Source organism: Variovorax gracilis (assembly GCF_030317115.1).
Classification (GTDB): Bacteria; Pseudomonadota; Gammaproteobacteria; order Burkholderiales; family Burkholderiaceae_C; genus Variovorax; species Variovorax gracilis.
On sequence record NZ_JASZYF010000001.1, the window covers coordinates 564540 to 583757 of the forward strand.

Genomic DNA, 19218 nt, shown 5'->3' on the forward strand with positions numbered 1-19218 from the left:
CGACACCCGCCCTGAGCGGCCTGGATCCCTCGGTACCAATGACCGCCCGCGGTGTATGGTCTCGATTTCCGCAGCGCCGCACCGGCGCTGGCTGCAAAGGAGGTTTCGCCGTGGGCCTGCGAACTTTTCTTCCCGTACTGACGGTGGCAGTTGCAGCCACCTGGACGACCTGGGCGCCGCCAGCCGCCGCGCAGGCTGGCGCCTCCGCGTTGCGAGCAACCTACGACAAGCTCGCTCCCGGCATGGCGAGCAGCCCGTTCGGGCGACCGATGGTTCTGAATTCCGCCGAAACGGCGAACGGCCTCAAAGGCGAGGTGTTCGGCGTACTGGATCATCCGCTAGGCAAGGTCAGCGCCGCGCTCAGTACGCCGAAGCAATGGTGCGAGATGCTGATGCTCCATCTCAACAACCGTGCCTGCCGGGTCGACGCCGCCAAGCAGACCCTGACACTGAGCGTGGTACGGCGCTACGACGTTCCCATCGACGACGCGTTCGAGCTGACTTTCAACTTCCAGGTCGTCAGCGCGAAGCCTGACTACTTCAATGCGAAACTGACTTCGGGCAAGGGTCCGTTCGGCACGCGCAACTATCGCATTTCGCTCGAAGGCATCCCCGTCGGAACGGGAAAATCCTTCGTTCAATTCAGTTATGCCTACGATCAGGGCTCCGCGACACGCGCGGCAACCCGCAGCTACCTGGCAACCCTGGGACGCGGCAAAGTGGGCTTCACGGTCGTCAAGAAGCAAGCGAACGGCGAGCCCGAACTCATGGGGGGCATGCTGGGCTTGATGGAACGCAACGCCATGCGCTACTTCCTGGCGCTGGACGCCTACCTGAGCGCGCCGGACGACTTCGAGAAGCGCCTGGCGCTCTGGTATGCAAGCGTGGAAAAGTACCCGCGGCAGTTGCACGACCTCGACGAGGCAGAGTACCTCGAGTTGAAACGCATGGACCGGAAGCGCCAGAGCCGGGCGCGCCCCTGATCGGCATCATGCAGCGCCGGATCCTTGCGTCGCTTCGCGGCTACCGCATCGAATGGCTGTCGCGCGATCTCGTTGCCGGGCTGATGCTCGCGGCCATCGCCATTCCCGGCCAACTCGCCACTGCGCGGCTGGCGGGGATGCCTCCCGAGACGGGCATCTATGCGTTCGCGGCCGGCTCGATCGCATTTGCGGCTTTCGGCGCCAACCGCTTCATGTCGGTCGGGGCGGACTCGACCATTGCGCCGATCTTTGCCGGCGGGCTGGCATCGATCGCCGTTGCGAGCGGCCATGGCCATGCGCAACTGGCCCCGCTCTTCGCGCTGCTGGTCGGCTCCGTGCTCATTGCGATCGGCCTTCTGCGGGCCGGGTGGCTCGCGACGCTGCTGTCTGTTCCCGTCACCACGGGCTTTCTGGCGGGCATCTCGATCCACATCGTCGTGGGCGAACTGCCCACGTTGCTGGGCGTTCCCGACGAGAAAGGACACCTCCTCGTCCGGCTCGCCCACGTCATCAGCCAGGTGCCCCACGCCAATCCCTTTGCGTTTGCATTGGGCGCCGGTGTCCTCTGCGTGACGCTGGCCGCGTCGCGTATCAGCCCCCGGATTCCGGGGGCCCTGCTGGGCCTGGTCGGGGCGGGCGCGGCGACGGCGTTCTTCCATCTCGAGTCGCGCGGCGTCAGCCTGCTGGGCCCCCTGTCCGTGACGCTGCCGCACTTCTCCTTTCCCGGCCTGCCCGGGATCGATGAACTCGGCCGCATGGTGCAACTGGCACTGGTGGTCGCCATGGTTTGCGTCATGCAGACAGCGGCGGTAGCGAGCACCTTCCCCTCCGACGAAGGCAGGGCCGAGGACGTCAGTCGAGATTTCGGCGCGGTCGGGGCCGGGAGCGTCGCCGCAGCGCTGGTCGGCTCCTTTCCCGTCAACGCCAGCCCGCCCCGCACGGCGATCGTTCGCGAATCCGGAGGGCAAAGCCAATTGGCGGCACTCGCGGCGGTCGCGCTGGTGGTCGCGCTGGTGATCGCAGCGTCAGGATTGACGGCCTATGTGCCCCACGCCGCGCTGTCCGGCATCCTCCTCTACGTCGCCTGGCGCATTTTCCGCATCAACGAGATGCGCCAGATCCATCACCGCGGCGGCCTCGAGATCCTGCTGGTGGCGGCAAGCGCCGCGCTCGTCATTGCGCTGCCGATAGAGACCGGCATGCTGCTGGCCATCGTGATGTCCTTCGTGCACAGCCTGTATATCGTTGCCAGGCCCTATTGCGTCGAGCTGGCTCGCGTGCCCGGCAGCACCGTGTGGTGGCCACCTGTACCGGATGCGCCTTTCGAGCACGAGATCGGGGTCCTCGTCTTCGCCCCGGGCGCGCCGCTCAACTTCACCAACTGCGAGCGCATCTGCGCCGAAATACGGTCGGCCATCGCGCGCCAGCGCCAGCCCGTGAAGCTGCTGGTCATCGAGGCCAACGGCATCATCGACATCGACTACACGGGCTCGCAAGTCCTGCGGCGAGCCATCGCGGAGTGGCAAGACGCCGGCATCGTGGTGGCCATGGCCCGGCTGTCCGCTGGACGCGCGCGTGAGCAGGCCCATCGCACCGGCGTGATCGAGACGCTCGGCCAGGAGCGCGTGTTCATGTCGGTCGAGGAAGCCGTGCGAACGCTCTCCCCGCTCCGACCTCCGGCAGCGGCGCCGGCCTAAACTCGCCGCCACGATGAAAAAAGCCGCGATCGAATCCTTCTTCGCAATACTCCAGGCCGCGAATCCGACACCGGAAACCGAACTCGAATACAGCACGCCCTTCGAACTCCTGGCGGCCGTCCTTCTGTCCGCGCAGGCCACGGACGTCGGAGTGAACAAGGCCACGCGCAAGCTGTTTCCGGTCGCAAACACACCGCAGGCGATCCTGAACCTGGGCGTCGAAGGCCTGGAAAGCTACATCAAGACCATCGGTCTCTATCGCAGCAAGGCCAAGCACCTGATCGAGGCCTGCCGCATGCTGGTGGAGCAGCACGGCGGCGAGGTGCCGAGGACGCGAGCGGAGCTCGAAGCGCTGCCTGGCGTGGGGCGCAAGACCGCGAACGTGGTGTTGAACGTCGCCTTCGGCGAGGCGACGATGGCGGTCGACACGCACATCTTCCGCGTCGGCAACCGCACCGGGCTTGCGCCGGGCAAGACGCCGCTGGAGGTCGAGATGAAGCTCGAGAAGCGCGTGCCTGCGGCGTACCGCCTGCATGCGCACCACTGGCTGATCCTGCACGGACGCTACGTCTGCGTGGCGCGCAAACCCTTGTGCTACCAGTGCGCAGTGGCGCCTTGTTGCGACTACAAGCCCAAGACCCCAGCGCCCTGATCGATCAGGCTTCGATCGTCACGCATTCGCCGAACGCGATCGGCTGCGACGGCCATTGATCGGCGTGGTCGACGCAGCGCGTGCCGTCGCGCAGCAGCCAGACGGCGCGGATCACGCCGGCGTGCGTGATCCAGATCGCATCGCGCCCGCCGGCATGCCAGTCGTCGAAGGCTTCCCCTACTCGCCTCATGAACTGACGCGTGCTTTCGCCGATGCGGCCTGCAGGTGTATCGGCGAATTCTCGGGTCCAGGTTTCGAACTCGGCGCGATCGATCGCCGTCCACGGGCCGCCCTCCCACGCACCCATGTCCATCTCGGCGATGCGAGGGTCCGGCCGGGGACTGAGATCGGGCCGCAAGACCGAAAGGGCGCGCGCGAGTTCGGAACATCGCATCAGCGGAGAGCAGGCCATCGCGACGTCCAAAGGGAGCATGGGGGCTACCCTTTCCGCCACCGCCAGCGTCACTTCGGGAAGCACCGGAACATCGGTTCGACCGTAGCACTGCCCTTCTTCAGCAGTGGTCTGCGCGTGTCGGACGAGCAGGAGCTTCATGCGTGCCACGCCAGCGCGAGATAGATCGCGAGTTCGCAGACCTGTTGCGTCGCGCCCAGTCCGTCTCCCGTGAAGCCCTGGAGGCGGCGCATCAGGAGTCGCGCCGTCCACATCGCCGCCAGGGCGCAAAGCAGGAGGGCCGCCAGTCCGTGCTGCGCGCCATGCGACCACAGGAGGAGCGCAGCGGCCGGGATCGACCACGCGACGCCGACCATCAAGGCGCCACTGCCGATCGCAGCGGCCAGGGGCTTGGCCTTGCTCGCCGCGTTCTCGTCGCCGACGTAAGGCAGCCATCGGATCAGGAACAACGGCGCGAGCCGCGAAAGCACATGGGCACTCAAGAGCGCAACGGATGCGGTCCAAGCGCCCTGCCCGATCAACGTCGCCAACAACACGATCTTCAGGCCGAGCGCCAGCACCAGCGCGATCGCACCGAAAGCGCCGATGCGCGAGTCCTTCATGATCTCGAGCGCGCGCGCGCGATCGGCCGAGCCGCCGAGTCCATCGGCGACGTCGGCCAGTCCGTCTTCGTGAAACGCGCCGGTCATCAGCACGGTCGCGATGGTCGACAGCGCAGCAGCCGCGAGAGCGCCAGCGACACCCGGAAGACCGGCTTGCGCGAACCACAGCACACCCGCGCCCACGCCGCCGACGAGCCAGCCCACACCGGGGAAATGGGCAGCGCTGGCACGGAGCATCGCCGGACTGAAGCCGACCCAGCCGGCCAGCGGCCCCGTGACCGGGACACGCGTGAAGAACTGCAGCGCCAGCAGGAAATGGCGCACCCCGTTCATGGCGTCTCTTGCTTCGACACGCCTGCCGATTCGAAGCTCGCCATCTCGCCCAGGATGCGGCAGGCAGATTCGAGCAGCGGCCAGGCAAGCGCGGCGCCCGAGCCCTCGCCGAGCCGCAGGTCGAGTTGCAGCAAGGGCTCCAGCCCCAGGACATTCAACAGCAGCCGATGGCCGGGCTCGACCGATTGGTGCGCTGCCACGCAGCGCTGCACGACCTGCGGGCGAAGAGCCTGGGCGACGAGCACCGCTGCGCTGGCGATGAAGCCATCGAGCACGATCACGCGGCGTTCGTGGGCTGCCTGCAACACCACGCCGACCAGCGTGGCGATCTCGAAGCCGCCGAGGGCGGACAGCGCATCGAGCGGTGCCGTGGCATCGGCATGCCGTTCGAGCACTCCCCGCAGGATCTTGCGCTTGTGCGCACGGCCTGCGGCGTCCAGTCCGGTTCCGGCGCCGGTGCAGGCATCGATGTCCTGGTGGGCAATGCGTGCCAGCAGCATCGCCGCGGCGGACGAATTGCCGATGCCCATCTCGCCCAGCAGCACCGCGTTGCCTGGCAACTCACGCAGGAGCGCCATGCCGTTGGCAATGGCCGTCTCGCACTGCGCCGCGCTCATGGCCGGTTCGACGGAAGCGTCCGCCGTGCCGGCTGCCGTCTTGCGGATCAACAGGCCGTCGCGTGGCGCGAAGTCGTGGCGCACGCCGCAGTCGACCACCGTCAACGTCAGGCCGTGCTGGCGCGCCAGCACACTGACGGCCGCGCCGCCGGCGAGGAAGTTCTCGACCATCTGCCAGGTCACGTCGCTCGGATAGACGGACACCCCGCGCGCGGCCAGGCCGTGGTCGCCGGCGCAGACGACCATCTGAGGCGCCGTCATCGATGGCGAGTCGGTGCCGAGGATCGTGCCCAGCCGCAGGGCCAGCGCCTCCAGCCGGCCCAAAGCGCCGACCGGCTTGGTCTTGCCATCGAGCAGATGCTGCAGGCGCGCAGAAAGTGCAGCGTCGTCGAGGTCGGGGACCGAAGGGAGTTCCAATGTCATTCGATCAGCGAGCGCAGCACGCCCGGTTCAAAGTGGGAGTCGATGTGGTCGGCCAGTCCGTCGAACACCGCGTCCAGCGTGCGCGCGGCGACGCCAAACATCGCCTGCAGCACGGCAGGGTCTTCGAAGAGACCATGAAGATAAAGCCCGAGGACGTTGCCAGCGCCGTTTTGCCACGCCAGCTCATCGGGCATCACTGCCGTGGCCCGGTCACCGGCGGCGGCCATCGCGGCATGCTCCGCGGTTTGGCCGTGGTGGATCTCGTAGCCGCGCACGTTGATGCCGGACAACGCCGACCAAGGCCCTGCGAGCGTGGCGAAGGCGGCCTCCCGGTGGCGCACGGTCTTGTCCACCGCGAACACGGTGACCAGCGGCAGCAACCCCAGCCCGGGCCCATTGCCGTCGACGCCGTGTGGATCGATCAGGGCCTCGCCCAGCATCTGCAGGCCACCGCAAACGCCCAGCACCATGCCGCCACGCGACGCATGCGCAGCCACCGCGCGATCCAGCCCTTGCGTGCGCATCCACGCCAGATCACCGCTGGTGTGCTTGGAGCCCGGCAGGATGATCCAGTCCGCGCCTGCGACGTCGGCCGGGCTCCGCGCCCAGCGCAGGCGTACGCCCGCAATGTTCTTGAGCGGCTGGAATTCGTCCAGGTTGCTGATCCGCGGATAGGCAATCACTGCGATGGTTCGGGTGACTTCGCCGCTCGACACGCTGCGATCGTCGAAGACGCCGTCCTCCTCCGGCAGGCCGTGCTGCCACCACATGGGCAGCGTCGCAACAGTAGGCACGCCCGTCAGCGCCTGCAACTGCTGCGGGGCCGGCGCCAGCAAAGACGCATCGCCGCGGAACTTGTTGAGAACGAAGCCGGCGAGCATGTCGCGGTCGCCCGGCGGCATCAGCGCCCAGGTGCCATAGAGATGGGCGAAGGCGCCGCCGCGGTCGATGTCCGTCACCAGCAGGCAGCGCGCCCCGGCGCGACGCGCGACACGGAGGTTGACGATGTCGCTCTCCATCAGGTTGATCTCGGCCGGCGAGCCTGCGCCTTCGATGACGACGACATCGTTGTCGGCACGCAGTTCATCCAGCGCCTGGGCGATCCGCGGCCACACCCGCTCGCTTCGCCCGCGCCAGGGCAACTCCGAAAGTTCGTTGCTCACCTGCCCCATCAGGATGACCTGGCTGTGGGTGTCCCGTTCTGGCTTGAGGAGCAGCGGATTCATGCGCACCTCAGGCTCGGCCCGCGCCGCCAGGGCCTGGAAATACTGTGCACTGCCGATCTCGCCGCCCGCGACGACCCTCGCGTTGTTGCTCATGTTCTGCGCCTTGAACGGCGCGACCTGGAGCCCCTGCCGGGCATACCAACGGCACAGCGCCGTAGCGAGCCAGCTCTTGCCGGCGCCGCTGGTGGTGCCAAGGACCATGACGCAGCGCGCTCGGCGGTTTAGCACATCGGGAATCATGGGTGCGATTGTCCTTTACGTGAAGTTCGTCACGCTTCCCGTTGCGGCCTTCAATGAGGTCGAAACTATTCATTCGATTCGCCCGTAGCTTCAAGACTTGTTCAGAAAAGGGAGCCCCGGCGAATGCCAGCTTTACGAGATATCGCGCTCACGGTGGAGGAGCGTGGACAGAATCAATACTTCTGGGTCCTCCTGGAGGCCTTCAACAGCGACGCCGTCGAAGCGATCCACTACCAGCGGATCCACACCGCCTCCGTGGCCCAGACCACCTATTCCAGCGCGCTGGTGATGGGCGCGAATGCGCTGCGCAGGCTGATCGAGTCCAACTCGGGGCGGATCGACACCGGCTTCTAGCGCCCACAAAAAAGCCGCCCGGGGAATGCCTCGCCGGGCGGCTTTCTGCTTTCAGTTTCAATCGCCTGCTTTTTGCGAGTAGACCTTTTCGCCCGCCAGCCACGTTTCAAGTACCTTGGTCTTCCACAAGTCTGCCGGCGCGATCTTGAACGGGTCCTGGTCGACCACGATGAAATCGGCCCACTTGCCGGGCTCAAGCGAACCGATTGCCTTTTCCTGGTGCTGCGCATACGCGGCATCGAGGGTGAAGGCGCGGAATGCCTGGGGCAGCGTCATTGCCTCCTCGGGATGCCAGCCTTCGATGGGCTTGCCTTCATGGTCGGTACGCGTCACGGCGGCATGCAGACCAAAGAAGGGGTTGGCCGACTCGACGGGGAAGTCCGAACCACCCGCGATCACGGTGCCTTGTTTCAGGATCGTGCGCCAGGCGTACGCGCCCTTGATCCGCTCCTTGCCGACGCGGTCTTCCGCCATGTTCATGTCGCTCGTGGCGTGCGTGGGCTGCATCGAGGCGATCAGGCCCAAGGTCTTGAAGCGCGGAATGTCCGAGATCGCCACCACTTGAGCGTGCTCGATGCGGTTGCGCTGCTCGATGCCGCCGCCGTCCTTGTACGCAGCCTCGAAGGCATTCAGGATCTGGCGGTTGGCCGCATCGCCGATGGCATGGACGTTGACCTGGTAGCCGGCCTTGAGCGCGGTCTTCATCTTGGCCTGGACCGTGGCATCGTCCATGAACAGCAACCCCTTGTTGCTGTGGTCGTCCGAATAGGGTTCGAGCAGCGCCGCGCCACGGCTGCCCAGGGCGCCGTCGGCGTAGAGCTTGACCGAGCGCAGGTTGAAGCGGTCGTCCGCATAGCCCTTCAGCGGGCCGCTGGCGGACAGCACCTTGAAGTCGTCGGCCACGTCGCCAATCATGGCGTAGACGCGGGTCGTGAGCTTCTTCTGGTCGGCGAACTCGCGGTAGATCTTCACCTCGTTGGCCGTCACGCCGGCATCGCCCACGCCCGTGAGACCCAGGGAGCCGAAGTGCCGCAATGCAGAGTCGAGTGCGATGCGACGTTCAGCGTCGGAGTACGGAGGCATGACCTTCACGAGCAGGGCCTGCGCCTTGTCGACCAGCACACCACTCGGGTTGCCGTTGGCGTCGCGCTCGATGCGGCCGCCCACTGGGTCGGGCGTCTCGCGCGTGATGCCGGCGAGTTGCAGCGCCTTGGTGTTGGCCCAGGTCGCGTGGCCGTCCACGCGGCGCAGCGTCGCGGGGCGGTCGGCAATGGCGACGTCGAGTTCAGCCGCGGTCGGGAAACGGCCGAGCTTCCAGATCACCTGGTTCCAGCCCTGTCCCATGATCCACTGGCGAACCGGGTTGGCTTCGGCGTAGGCCTTGACGCGGGCTTGCGCTTCCTGCAGCGACTGGGTACCGGTGACCGCGACTTCGCTCGTGCGGAAGCCGATGCGGAACACGTGCCCGTGGGCGTCGATCAAGCCCGGCAGCAGGGTCTTGCCCTGACCGTCGACGCGACGGGCATCGGGGTACTGCTTGGCGAGCACGGCCGCATCGCCGACGCCGAGCACCTTGCCCTGGTCGAAGACCAGGCCGGTGAAAGACGTCAGTTTGTCCTGGCTGAAGGTGTAGCCCTGAACGTGGTCCACCAGCGTCGGCGCGGCTTGGGCCGAACCGGCCGCGAGGGCCGCGGCAGCAGCGAGCACCGCTACGGGTTGCAAGAGGTATTTTTTCATTGGAGTTCTCCTTGGTTATTGGATTTGCGAACCGGGCGTATTCGGTCGCGGGAAATACATGTCGGCGTAGGCCACGATGCGGGTCTTGCGAACCACTCGATAGCCCAGCCACATCGCCAGAAAGATCGGGATGCCGATGTAGGTGGCCAGCACGGCAATCCAGTCGATGCGCCCGCCCATGAAGGCTGCGTAGTTCTGCCCCAGCGTCACGATCAGGCAGAGCCCGAACGCGAACAGGGGACCGTACGGAAAGAATGGCGAGCGGTAAGGCAGCATTGCCAGGTCCAGCCCCTGCGCCATGAAGCCCTTGCGAAACCGGTAGTGGCTGATGGCGATGCCCAGCCACGCGATGAAGCCCGTCATGCCCGACAGGTTGAGCAGCCACAGATAGACGCTCTGGCTTTCGAACAGCGAGGTCAGGAAGCACAACGCGCCCACCAGCGCAGTCGCCAGCAGTGCATAAAGCGGCACTCCGTTGCGGGTCAGCCGGGCAAAGCAGCGCGGCGCACGCCCGTCGACGGCCAGATTGAAAAGCATCCGCGTCGACGCGTACATGCCCGAATTGCCGGCCGACAGGACGGCCGAGAGGATCACCGCGTTCATCACGCTCGCGGCGAACGCCATGCCCGCACGCTGGAACACGAGGGTGAAGGGACTCACGCTGACCGCGCCGATATCGGTCTTGATCAGGTTCGGGTCGGTGTACGGGATGAGGATGCCGATGACCAGGATGGCCAGCACATAGAACAACAGGATGCGCCAGAACACCTGCCGCATGGCGCGCGGAATGGTCCTGCCTGGATCCTTGGATTCACCCGCGGCGACGCCGATCAGCTCGGTTCCCTGGAACGAGAAACCCGCGATCATCGCGACACCGATCATGGCCGGCAGCCCGCCCACGAAGGGCGCGTCTCCCACCGTGAAGTTCGACAGCCCCGGAGAGCGCTCGCCGTTCATGATGCCGAAGATCATCAGCGTGCCGATCGCGATGAAGGCCACGACCGCCACCACCTTGATCAATGCGAACCAGAATTCCGCCTCGCCGAAGCCGCGCACGGAAATCGCGTTGAGCAGGAACATCACCGAGAGAAACAGCGCGCTCCACATCACGCCCGACGTGCCCGGGAACCAGTACTGCATGACCAGTTGGGCAGCGGCCAGTTCGACGGCAATCGTGACGGCCCAGTTGTACCAATAGTTCCAGCCCAGCGCGAAGCCAAAGCCTTCGTCGACATACAACGCGCCGTAGGTGGCGAACGACCCGGAAACCGGCATGTAGGCCGCGAGTTCGCCGAGGCTGGTCATGAGGAAGAACACCATCGCGCCGATGAGCAGGTAAGCCATCAGCGCCCCACCCGGGCCCGCCTGCGACACGCTGGCGCCCGATGCCACGAACAGCCCCGTGCCGATCGACCCGCCGATCGCGATCATCGTCAGGTGTCGCGCACCCAGCGCCCGCCGCAACTTGGGCGCGGCATTTTTGTCAAGGGAGTTGGATGTCGCCGGCGCTGATGTCGTCTGCATACGCAATTTTCTGTTTGATGCTCGGCACACCGATGACATCAAACCCGACGATCAGCGCGAAAGCGCCGGGAGTCTATCAGGCCGCCCGAAGCCGATCTCGGGCCGCCGTGCACATACTTCTTATTCCAAATTCATCGGGCGAGTGGCCGCAACCTGCGCCTTGCCTGTTGCACCGGGAGCTACCGGCCCGGCATCCCAGCCACCACCAATTGCACGGATCAAGCCGACCGTCGCCTGGTATTGAGCTGACTTCACCTGCAACGCCTGCCTGCGGTTCTGCAATTCCTGCCGACGGGCATCGAGCAAGTCCAGCTGGCTGACCAGACCATTGCGATAGCGCGAATCCGACAAGGTCGTGGCCCGGGTCGCCGACGCCACCGCCTTGGCCTGCACGCCGGATTGCTGCTCCAGGATTCGCAGGGAAGAGAGCTGGTCCTCCACCTCCTTGAAGGCGACGAGCACTTGCGACCGGTAGTTTGCGAGCGCGCCATCGAGCTGCGCCGAGGCGTTCTGCACGCCCGCTTCGCGGCGTCCACCATCGAAGATCGGCAACGCGAGCAACGCACCAATGCCCCATGACCGTGCCGACCATTTCACGAGGTCGCTGAAGTCCGACGTCGCGTATCCGCCGCCCGCGGTCAATGCGATATCGGGAAACCAGGCCGCCTGCGCGACGCCGACGCGCGCCTGCGCCGCCAGCACCGCCTTCTGCGCGGCAGAGATGTCCGGCCGGCGCGTGAGCACTGTCGCAGGCACGCCCGGCGGGATCGTGGGCAAGGCGGTCGACCATTCATCCGCGCTCACGCCGAAGTCCGACGCCAGGTCGCCTGCCAGCACCGCCAGCGCGTGCTCCAGTTCGGCACGGCGGCGGTCCAGCGTCATTGCATCGGACTCGGTGGAGGCGACTTCGGTCTCGACGCGCGCCACGTCGAGTTCGGCCACGTCGCCTGCCCGTTCGCGGCTCTGCGTCAGCTTCAGGGTGTCGCGATAGGCCTCGACCGTTTCCCTCACCAGCGCACGCTCGGCATCGAGAGCGCGCAGGGCGAGATAGGTCTGCGCCACCTCGGCTTCGACCAGCAGGCGCGTGCTCTGCAGCAGCCCGTCGCGGGAATCGGCATCGAGCCGTGCCGCATCGCTCGCTCGGGACAACTTGCCGAAGAGGTCCAGCTCATAGGAGAGTTCCAGCCCCGCCGTGAACAACGAAGACGGCCTGGGCGTCAGGTTGCGGTCCAGGCCGGCACTGCGCACGCCGCCTGCGACGGCGTTGACCTGCGGCGCACGATCCGCATCTGCGTTGCGGGCCAACGCGCGGGCTTCTGCAAGCCGCGCTGCCGCGGCCTGGATGCTGGTGTTGCGCGCGTCGGCGCTCGCAATCAGCTTGTCGAGCACCGGATCGTTGAACGCGCGCCACCATTCGCCCCGCGCTTGCGCTTCGGCGGGCTGGGCACGCGTCCACGCGCCCTCCGGCGCTACGGCGGCCTGCTCCTTGAACTGTGCGGGCGGCGTGAACGAGGGAAGCTCCGCCGGCGCCGTGGCGCAGCCTGCGAGCACCAGCGCCGCCAGCAGCGGTGCCAGCGCGGCGCGCCACCGCAAGCCTCGGGATGGAGATGTCTGATTCATGATGAACTTTCTGAACGTTGGGAGGTGAGCGCCAGATCGCCTCACTCGATGGCCTTCAAGGGCGCCGCGGGCGATGGCCGCAACGAACCTCCGCCAGCTGCACCGGCATGCGCGGCCGCCACGGGCTGATCCGCAGACACAAACGCATCGCCGTGCGGCACTTCGCCATGCAGCTTGAGCGGCCGATTGCCTGTCATGCGACGCAACAGCACATAGAACACTGGTGTGAGGAACAAGCCGAAGGCCGTCACGCCAATCATTCCGGAGAACACCGCGATGCCCATCGCCTTGCGCATCTCGGCACCCGCGCCGGTGGAAAGCACCAGCGGCAGTACCCCCATCACGAAGGCCATCGAGGTCATCAGAATCGGGCGCAGCCGCAGCCGGCTCGCCTCGATGGCCGCCTGGATCGGCGTCCGCCCGGCGAACTCCAGCTCTCGCGCGAACTCGACGATCAGGATTGCGTTCTTCGCCGACAGCCCCACCAGCACCATCAGCCCGATCTGCGTGAAGACGTTGTTGTCGCCGTGAGACAACCACACGCCAGTCATCGCAGCCAGCAGCCCCATCGGCACGATCAGGATGATCGCGACCGGCAAGGTCAGGCTTTCATACTGCGCGGCCAGCACCAGGAACACCAGAAGGATGGCGAGCGGGAAAACCCACAGCGCCGAGTTGCCGGCCAGGATTTCCTGATAGGTCAGCTCCGTCCACTCGAAGCCGATGCCCTTGGGCAGCGTCTCGGCGGCGATGCGTTCGATCGCGTCCTGCGCCTGACCCGACGAAAAGCCCGGCGCCGGCCCGCCGTTGATATCGGCCGAGAGAAAGCCGTTGTAGCGCATCGCACGCTCCGGCCCATAGCTGGGCTGGATGTTCATCAGCGCCGACAGGGGCACCATCTCGCCGCTGGCCGAACGAACCTTGAGCAGGCCGACGTCCTCGGCGCGCGCGCGGTACGGCGCATCCGCCTGAACGCGCACGCTGTAGGTGCGGCCGAAGCGGTTGAAATCGTTCGCGTACAGGCTGCCGAGGTAGATCTGCATGGTGTCGAACACGTCCGTCACCGACACGCCGAGCTGGCGGGCCTTGGTGCGGTCGATGTCGGCATAGAGCTGCGGCACGTTGACCTGCCAGCTCGTGAACATGCCCGCGAGTTCCGGCGTCTGGTAGGCCTTGGCCATGAACGCCTTGACCGCGCCGTCCATCGCCGCGTAGCCGAGCGACCCGCGGTCTTCGAGCTGCAGCTTGAAGCCGCCCGTCGTCCCCAGCCCTTGTACCGGCGGCGGCGGGAAGATCGCGATGAACGCATCCTGGATCTGGCTGAACTGGCCGTTCAACTGGCCCGCGATCGCACCCGCGCTGAGGTTCGCCGCCTTGCGCTCGTCGAAGTCCTTCAGGCTCACGAAAACGATGCCGGAGTTCGAGCTGTTGGTGAAGCCGTTGATCGACAGTCCGGGGAAGGTGATGGCGTGCTCGACACCCGGCTGCTTCATCACGATGTCGTTCATGCGGCGCGTCACTTCTTCCGTGCGGTCGAGCGTGGCGCCGTCGGGCAGTTGTGCAAAGCCGATCAGGTACTGCTTGTCCTGCGCCGGCACGAAGCCGCCGGGCACCGCCTTGAAGAGCCCGAAAGTCACGGCCACCAGCGCGAGGTAGATCACCATCATCAGCGCCTTGCGCGAGATGGCTCCTTTCACGCCGGTGCTGTAGCCCTCGGCGCCGCGATGAAAGATGCGGTTGAAGCCCCGGAAGAAGCCGCCGAACACGCGGTCCATGCCACGCGTCAGTGCATCCTTGGGCGCGTCATGGCTGCGTAGCAGCAGCGCGGCGAGCGCGGGCGACAAGGTCAGCGAATTGACGGCCGAGATCACGGTCGAGATCGCGATCGTCAACGCGAACTGCTTGTAGAACTGCCCCGTGAGGCCGCTGATGAATGCGAGCGGCACGAACACCGCCACCAGCACCAGCGCGATCGCGATGATGGGCCCCGACACTTCGCGCATCGCACGGTAGGTCGCCTGGCGCGGACTCAGGCCGGCCTCGATGTTGCGCTCGACGTTCTCGACCACCACGATCGCATCGTCCACCACGATGCCGATCGCGAGCACCAGCCCGAAGAGACTCAGTGCGTTGATCGAAAAGCCGAAGAGATGCATCACCGCGAAGGTGCCGATCACCGAGATGGGCACCGCGAGCAGCGGGATGATCGATGCGCGCCAAGTCTGCAGGAACAGGATCACGACCAACACCACGAGCGCGATCGCTTCGAGCAGCGTGTGCACGACAGATTCGATCGAGGCACGCACGAACTGCGTCGGGTCGTAGACGATGCTGTAGTCGACGCCATCGGGCATGTTCTTCTTCAGCTCGGCCATCGTGGCGCGAACGTCGTTGGAGATCTGGATCGCATTGGAGCCAGGCGCGGCGAAGATCGGTACCGCCACTGCATCCTTGTTGTCGAGCAGCGAGCGCAGCGCATAGCTCGACGCGCCGAGTTCCAGCCGCGCGACGTCGCGCAGCCGCGTCACGGCACCGTCGCTACCGGTCTTGACGATGATGTCGCCGAACTCTTCCTCGGTCTGCAGACGGCCCTGTGCGTTGATCGAGATCTGCATGTCGACGCCTTGCAGGCCAGGCGATGCACCGACCACGCCGGCGGCTGCCTGCACGTTCTGTTCGCGAATGGCGCGCACCACGTCGCTGGCGGAGAGGCCGCGCTGGGCGACCTTCTGCGGATCGAGCCAGACACGCATCGAGTAGTCGCCCGAGCCGAACAACTGCACGTCGCCCACGCCCTGCACACGCGCCAGCCGGTCCTTGACATTGAGCACTGCGTAGTTGCGCAGGTAGGTCATGTCGTAGCGCCCGTTGGGCGAGAGCAAGTGCACCACCATCGTGAGATCGGGTGAACTCTTGATGGTCGTGATGCCGAGCCGTCGCACTTCCTCGGGCAGGCGCGGCTCGGCTTGCGAGACGCGGTTCTGCACGAGTTGCTGTGCCTTGTCGGGATCGGTGCCGAGCTTGAAGGTCACGGTCAGCGTGAGCAGGCCGTCGGTCGTTGCCTGGCTGCTCATGTAGAGCATGCCTTCGACGCCGTTGATCGATTCCTCCAGCGGCGTGGCCACCGTCTCGGCAATGACCTTCGGGTTGGCGCCGGGGTAGTTGGCGCGCACCACGACCGAGGGCGGCACCACCTCGGGGTACTCGGAAATCGGCAGCCCGCGCAGCGCGATCAGCCCCGCGATCAGCATCAGCAGCGAGAGCACGCCGGCAAAGATCGGCCGGTCGATGAAGAACTTGGAAAGATTCATGATGATTTCTCCGAGAGCCGTGCGATCAGGACTTCGCGTCGGCCACGTGCTGGGCCGGTGCTTGCACTTCGGCCTTGGCGTCCATGGTCACGGTCTGCGGCGCCACGAGTGCACCGGGGCGGATGTGCTGCAGGCCATTGACGACCACGCGCTCGCCCGCCTTGAGGCCCTTGGTCACGACACGCAGACCATTGACCGGCGCGCCCAGCGATACCTCGCGGTACTCGGCCTTGTTGTCCTCGCCGACGACCATCACGAACTTCTTGTTCTGGTCGGTGCCTACCGCGCGCTCGTTGACCAGCAGTGCCGTGTCGTTGCGCGCCTGGCCCATGCGGATACGGGCGAACTGGCCGGGGATCAGCGCACCATCCTTGTTGTCGAAGGCTGCGCGCACGCGCACCGTGCCGCTCTTGGCATCGACCTGGTTGTCGATGAGTTGCAGACGGCCTTCATAAGGCGTGCCGTCGATGCCGGCAGTGCCCATCTGCACGGGGATGCCCTCGATGCGGGTGCGCGCGCTGGCGCCGCCGGGCAGGTCCTTCAGCGCGCGGACGACGATCTGCTCGTCGGCATCGAAGCTGGCGTAGATCGGGCTGACGGACACCAGCGTCGTCAATACCGGCGCGCCGGGGCCGGCCGCAACGAGATTGCCGATCGTCACTTCGAGCTTGCCGATGCGACCCGCGACCGGGGCGCGGACTTGCGTGTAGCCGAGGTTCAGGCGTGCGCTCTGCAGCGAGGCCTGCGCCGCGCGCAGGTTGGCTTCGGCTTCGCGACCGGCGTTGGTGCGCTCATCCAGTTCGCGCTGCGCGATGGCCTTTTCATCCCAGAGACGGCGTGCGCGTTCCTGCTCGCTGCGGGTGAACGACACCCTGGCCTGTGCCGAGGCCACCTGTGCCTCGGCGCGTTGCACTTCCGCAGCGTAGGGAGCAGGGTCGATGGTGATCAGGAGTTCGCCCTGCTTCACCAGGGCGCCCTCGCGAAAGTGCACGGCTTGCACGGCACCCGCCACGCGGGACCGCACATCGACTCGTTCGACCGCTTCGAGGCGACCGGAGAACTCGTCCCACGTGTTGACTTCCGTCGCGGCCACGGTCGCCACCGAGACTGGCGTGGCGCGCGGCGCCGAGACGGCCGGGGCGTTGTTTGCCTCGGCATTGAAACTGTGGAAGCCGAGCGCGGCGGCTGCAATCGCCACCAATGCCGTGACGCCGGTCACCGCGGGCCAGAGGCCGCGACGGGCCATGGAGGAAAGCTTGGGGTTCGTCATGATGAAACGTCCTTTTGGTGACTCTTGAGATGCAAAGCGCCCTCCCGCGCGGATAGCGCAGGACAGCGGGGAAAACGAAATCGGGTGGGAGCGCGTCGCCGGAGCACCACGGATGGGCGGTCGCGCAGGCAAAGGCTCCCCCCGCAAGGCGGTCGTGTCGCCTTGCAGATCGAGGTGCAATCACCTCACCTTTGGGTGATCCCGCGCGACGGGATCCTTCAGTGCACGGGGCGCCGTGCTTCGCCGCTCAGTGAGGCGGCGGTGCCGCGCTGAAAAACTCGCGGAAGTGCTTCTGTACGACCGCCTCGCAGGCCGCACAGCCAGAATCGTCCGGCCGGTAGAGCGCCTCGGGCCAGTTCGAAGCGCCGGGCAACACATTGCTCGTGACCTCGATGCCGGCGTCGCTCAGCCGTTTGGCGAAGTTCAGCGCTTCGTCGCGCATCGGATCATCCTTCCCGACAAGCACCAGCGTTCTCGCCAGTTCGGCCAGACGCAGCGACCCGCCGGGCACCGCGTATGGGTGCGTCGCATTCATCGGGCGGCTGAGGTATTCCTGCCAGCCGGAGGCCCACTTGCACTGCACGGCATCCCCCTTGGCCTGCCGGAGCGAAGGCGTCCCAGCGCAGGGATCGAGCATCGGCGAAAGCAGGATCTGCCCAGCCAGCGGCGGATGCGCCCTGTCCCGCGCCATCAGGGCCACTGCAGCCGCCAGATTGCCGCCGGCTTCCTCGCCGGCCAGGAACAGTTGCGCGCCCCTGCCCGCCAGCTTCATGCGTTGCTTGTAGACCCACTCCAGCGCGGCAAAGCCGACCTCGATGGGTTCGGGAAACGGTGCCTTGGGCGCAAGCGGATAGTCCAGCGACACCACCACCGCGCCGGCACCCGCCAGCAGGCGGGCCACGTTGCGCCCGTTGTCCAGGTCGCCGCACACGAAGGTGCCGCCGTGGAAATGGAGCACCAGCGGTGAGGTGGTGCCCCGCACACGCTCGCCATACAGCCGGGCCAGCACGGGCTCCCGGTCCGGCAGTTCGATGCGGATGTCGGTTTCGGCGCCCCGCGCGGCAGCCGTGGGGGCTTCAGCAGTTGGCAGGGTTGGACGGGTGGACATGGACGACCTCGGTGGGTGGACGATGGGTTGAATATAAGACGTCGTTGATATGCTTCAACAAGGGCTCGGACCTCACTCTGTTTCCAATCGGCTAACAATCGCCTCAAAAGGCCGTGTGAGAATTCCGCTCCCCCCGGCCCCAGGCCACCCCAGGAGCAGCATAGATGGATCAGATCCAGGCCATGCGGATCTTTGTCCGCGTCGTCGAAGCAGGCACATTCACCCGCGCCGCCGATTCGCTCGGCCTGCCCAAGGGCACGGTCACCAAGCAGATCCAGGCGCTGGAGTCGCGCCTGCATGTGAAGCTGCTCAACCGCACCACGCGCCGGGTCACCGTCACGCCGGACGGGGCGGCGTACTTCGAACGCACCGCGCGCCTGCTGAACGACTTCGACGACATCGAGGCCAGCATGACCAATGCACAGGCCAACCCCACCGGCAGGCTGCGCATCGACGTGGGGTCGTCGATGGCGAGGCTGGTCATCCTTCCCGCCCTGTCGACTTTCTGCGACCGCTACCCCGACATCCAGGTCGATGTGGGCGTGAGCGACCGCGCGGTGGACCTGATCACCGACAACGTCGACTGCGTGATCCGCGGCGGCGAGTTGGCCGACCAGTCGCTGGTGGCGCGCCGCATCGGCAATCTGCCCTGGATGACCGTGGCTTCGCCGGCCTACCTCAAGCGCTACGGCGCGCCGCAGCATCCGACAGACATCGAGAAGCGCCATCTGGTGGTGAGCTTCTTCTCGGGCAGCACGCGCCGCGTCTACCCGCACGAATTCCATCGCGGCGATGAGCAATTCGAGATCGCAGGCCCCTACCGCGTGGCGGTCAACGACAGCAACGCCCACATGACCGCGGTGCTGGGGGGCTTCGGCCTCTCGCAGGTCATTACTTATATGGCGGAGCCCTACATCGCCAGTGGCGAACTCATCGAGATCCTGCCGGACTGGAAGCGCCCCCCCCTGCCCGTACACGTCGTGTATCCGCCAAACCGCCATTTGAGCGCCAAGGTCCGCGCCTTCGTTGATTGGGCTGCCGACCTCTTTGCGAAGCACCCGCAGTTGCAGAGAATCTGACGGCACGTAAACCTGGACCGGGCTCTTCAA

15 protein-coding genes are annotated in these 19218 nt (G+C 66.3%); 5 read left to right on the forward strand and 10 right to left on the reverse strand.

What is annotated here, in order from left to right:
- Window positions 1–110 precede the first annotated feature (110 nt).
- The 3 genes from QTH97_RS02715 to nth are packed head-to-tail and all read left to right on the forward strand — an operon-like array spanning window position 111 to window position 3332.
- Entirely contained in the window at window positions 111–983 is an 873-nt protein-coding gene (locus QTH97_RS02715) for a hypothetical protein (protein ID WP_286566477.1), read from the forward strand.
- A gap of 8 nt (window positions 984–991) precedes the next feature.
- Complete coding sequence (locus QTH97_RS02720; protein ID WP_286566479.1) at window positions 992–2680, forward strand: SulP family inorganic anion transporter; 1689 nt, start codon at window positions 992–994, stop codon at window positions 2678–2680.
- Between the two features lie 13 nt (window positions 2681–2693).
- Window positions 2694–3332 carry an endonuclease III gene (gene nth / locus QTH97_RS02725; RefSeq protein WP_286566481.1) on the forward strand — a complete coding sequence of 213 codons (639 nt, stop codon included), beginning with the start codon at window positions 2694–2696 and terminating at the stop codon, window positions 3330–3332.
- Between the two features lie 4 nt (window positions 3333–3336).
- Here nth and QTH97_RS02730 read toward each other — a convergent pair whose 3' ends face one another.
- From QTH97_RS02730 to QTH97_RS02745, 4 genes are read right to left on the reverse strand one after another with little or no spacing between them, the layout of a single operon-like run.
- Window positions 3337–3885: a histidine phosphatase family protein gene (locus QTH97_RS02730; RefSeq protein ID WP_286566482.1), complete on the reverse strand. Its 549-nt coding sequence runs from the start codon at window positions 3883–3885 to the stop codon at window positions 3337–3339.
- On the reverse strand, window positions 3882–4679 hold the full coding sequence (locus tag QTH97_RS02735) for an adenosylcobinamide-GDP ribazoletransferase (protein ID WP_286566483.1): 798 nt from the start codon (window positions 4677–4679) through the stop codon (window positions 3882–3884). The genes QTH97_RS02730 and QTH97_RS02735 overlap by 4 nt, the downstream gene beginning before the upstream one ends.
- Complete coding sequence (gene cobT, locus QTH97_RS02740; RefSeq protein WP_286566484.1) at window positions 4676–5719, reverse strand: nicotinate-nucleotide--dimethylbenzimidazole phosphoribosyltransferase; 1044 nt, start codon at window positions 5717–5719, stop codon at window positions 4676–4678. The genes QTH97_RS02735 and cobT overlap by 4 nt, the downstream gene beginning before the upstream one ends.
- Window positions 5716–7185, reverse strand: a complete 1470-nt coding sequence (locus tag QTH97_RS02745; protein ID WP_286566486.1) for a cobyric acid synthase — start codon at window positions 7183–7185, stop codon at window positions 5716–5718. The genes cobT and QTH97_RS02745 overlap by 4 nt, the downstream gene beginning before the upstream one ends.
- Before the next feature lie 123 nt (window positions 7186–7308).
- Here QTH97_RS02745 and QTH97_RS02750 point away from each other — a divergent pair, with 123 nt between their 5' ends.
- Window positions 7309–7539 (forward strand): hypothetical protein, encoded by a 231-nt coding sequence (locus QTH97_RS02750; RefSeq protein WP_286566487.1) that lies wholly within the window; start codon window positions 7309–7311, stop codon window positions 7537–7539.
- A gap of 57 nt (window positions 7540–7596) precedes the next feature.
- On the opposite strand, the gene QTH97_RS02755 is transcribed toward QTH97_RS02750, so the two are convergent.
- The 6 genes from QTH97_RS02755 to QTH97_RS02780 form a co-directional block, all read right to left on the reverse strand.
- Window positions 7597–9276 (reverse strand): amidohydrolase, encoded by a 1680-nt coding sequence (locus QTH97_RS02755; protein WP_286566488.1) that lies wholly within the window; start codon window positions 9274–9276, stop codon window positions 7597–7599.
- A gap of 15 nt (window positions 9277–9291) precedes the next feature.
- The gene (locus tag QTH97_RS02760) at window positions 9292–10800 is read right to left on the reverse strand and encodes an amino acid permease (RefSeq protein WP_286566489.1); all 1509 of its coding nucleotides are present in this window, start codon (window positions 10798–10800) and stop codon (window positions 9292–9294) included.
- A 120-nt stretch (window positions 10801–10920) separates the two neighbouring features.
- Window positions 10921–12420, reverse strand: a complete 1500-nt coding sequence (locus QTH97_RS02765) for an efflux transporter outer membrane subunit (RefSeq protein WP_286566490.1) — start codon at window positions 12418–12420, stop codon at window positions 10921–10923.
- Window positions 12421–12461: 41 nt separating this feature from the next.
- Window positions 12462–15731, reverse strand: a complete 3270-nt coding sequence (locus QTH97_RS02770; protein WP_286566491.1) for an efflux RND transporter permease subunit — start codon at window positions 15729–15731, stop codon at window positions 12462–12464.
- Between the two features lie 25 nt (window positions 15732–15756).
- On the reverse strand, window positions 15757–17001 hold the full coding sequence (locus QTH97_RS02775; protein WP_286566492.1) for an efflux RND transporter periplasmic adaptor subunit: 1245 nt from the start codon (window positions 16999–17001) through the stop codon (window positions 15757–15759).
- 247 nt (window positions 17002–17248) lie between these two features.
- Window positions 17249–18109 carry an alpha/beta hydrolase gene (locus tag QTH97_RS02780; RefSeq protein WP_286566493.1) on the reverse strand — a complete coding sequence of 287 codons (861 nt, stop codon included), beginning with the start codon at window positions 18107–18109 and terminating at the stop codon, window positions 17249–17251.
- Between the two features lie 164 nt (window positions 18110–18273).
- On the opposite strand from QTH97_RS02780, the gene QTH97_RS02785 reads away from it, so the two are divergent.
- Window positions 18274–19188 (forward strand): LysR family transcriptional regulator, encoded by a 915-nt coding sequence (locus QTH97_RS02785; protein ID WP_286566495.1) that lies wholly within the window; start codon window positions 18274–18276, stop codon window positions 19186–19188.
- The last annotated feature ends 30 nt before the right edge of the window (window positions 19189–19218 follow it).

Bases quoted from the DNA above. Each gene is read 5' to 3' on its own strand.
- QTH97_RS02720 (WP_286566479.1), top strand. From the start codon at position 992: ATGCAGCGCCGGATCCTTGCGTCGCTTCGCGGCTACCGCATCGAATGG.
- nth (WP_286566481.1), top strand. From the start codon at position 2,694: ATGAAAAAAGCCGCGATCGAATCCTTCTTCGCAATACTCCAGGCCGCG.
- QTH97_RS02730 (WP_286566482.1), bottom strand. From the start codon at position 3,885: ATGAAGCTCCTGCTCGTCCGACACGCGCAGACCACTGCTGAAGAAGGG.
- QTH97_RS02735 (WP_286566483.1), bottom strand. From the start codon at position 4,679: ATGAACGGGGTGCGCCATTTCCTGCTGGCGCTGCAGTTCTTCACGCGT.
- cobT (WP_286566484.1), bottom strand. From the start codon at position 5,719: ATGACATTGGAACTCCCTTCGGTCCCCGACCTCGACGACGCTGCACTT.
- QTH97_RS02745 (WP_286566486.1), bottom strand. From the start codon at position 7,185: ATGATTCCCGATGTGCTAAACCGCCGAGCGCGCTGCGTCATGGTCCTT.
- QTH97_RS02750 (WP_286566487.1), top strand. From the start codon at position 7,309: ATGCCAGCTTTACGAGATATCGCGCTCACGGTGGAGGAGCGTGGACAG.
- QTH97_RS02755 (WP_286566488.1), bottom strand. From the start codon at position 9,276: ATGAAAAAATACCTCTTGCAACCCGTAGCGGTGCTCGCTGCTGCCGCG.
- QTH97_RS02760 (WP_286566489.1), bottom strand. From the start codon at position 10,800: ATGCAGACGACATCAGCGCCGGCGACATCCAACTCCCTTGACAAAAAT.
- QTH97_RS02765 (WP_286566490.1), bottom strand. From the start codon at position 12,420: ATGAATCAGACATCTCCATCCCGAGGCTTGCGGTGGCGCGCCGCGCTG.
- QTH97_RS02770 (WP_286566491.1), bottom strand. From the start codon at position 15,731: ATGAATCTTTCCAAGTTCTTCATCGACCGGCCGATCTTTGCCGGCGTG.
- QTH97_RS02775 (WP_286566492.1), bottom strand. From the start codon at position 17,001: ATGACGAACCCCAAGCTTTCCTCCATGGCCCGTCGCGGCCTCTGGCCC.
- QTH97_RS02780 (WP_286566493.1), bottom strand. From the start codon at position 18,109: ATGTCCACCCGTCCAACCCTGCCAACTGCTGAAGCCCCCACGGCTGCC.
- QTH97_RS02785 (WP_286566495.1), top strand. From the start codon at position 18,274: ATGGATCAGATCCAGGCCATGCGGATCTTTGTCCGCGTCGTCGAAGCA.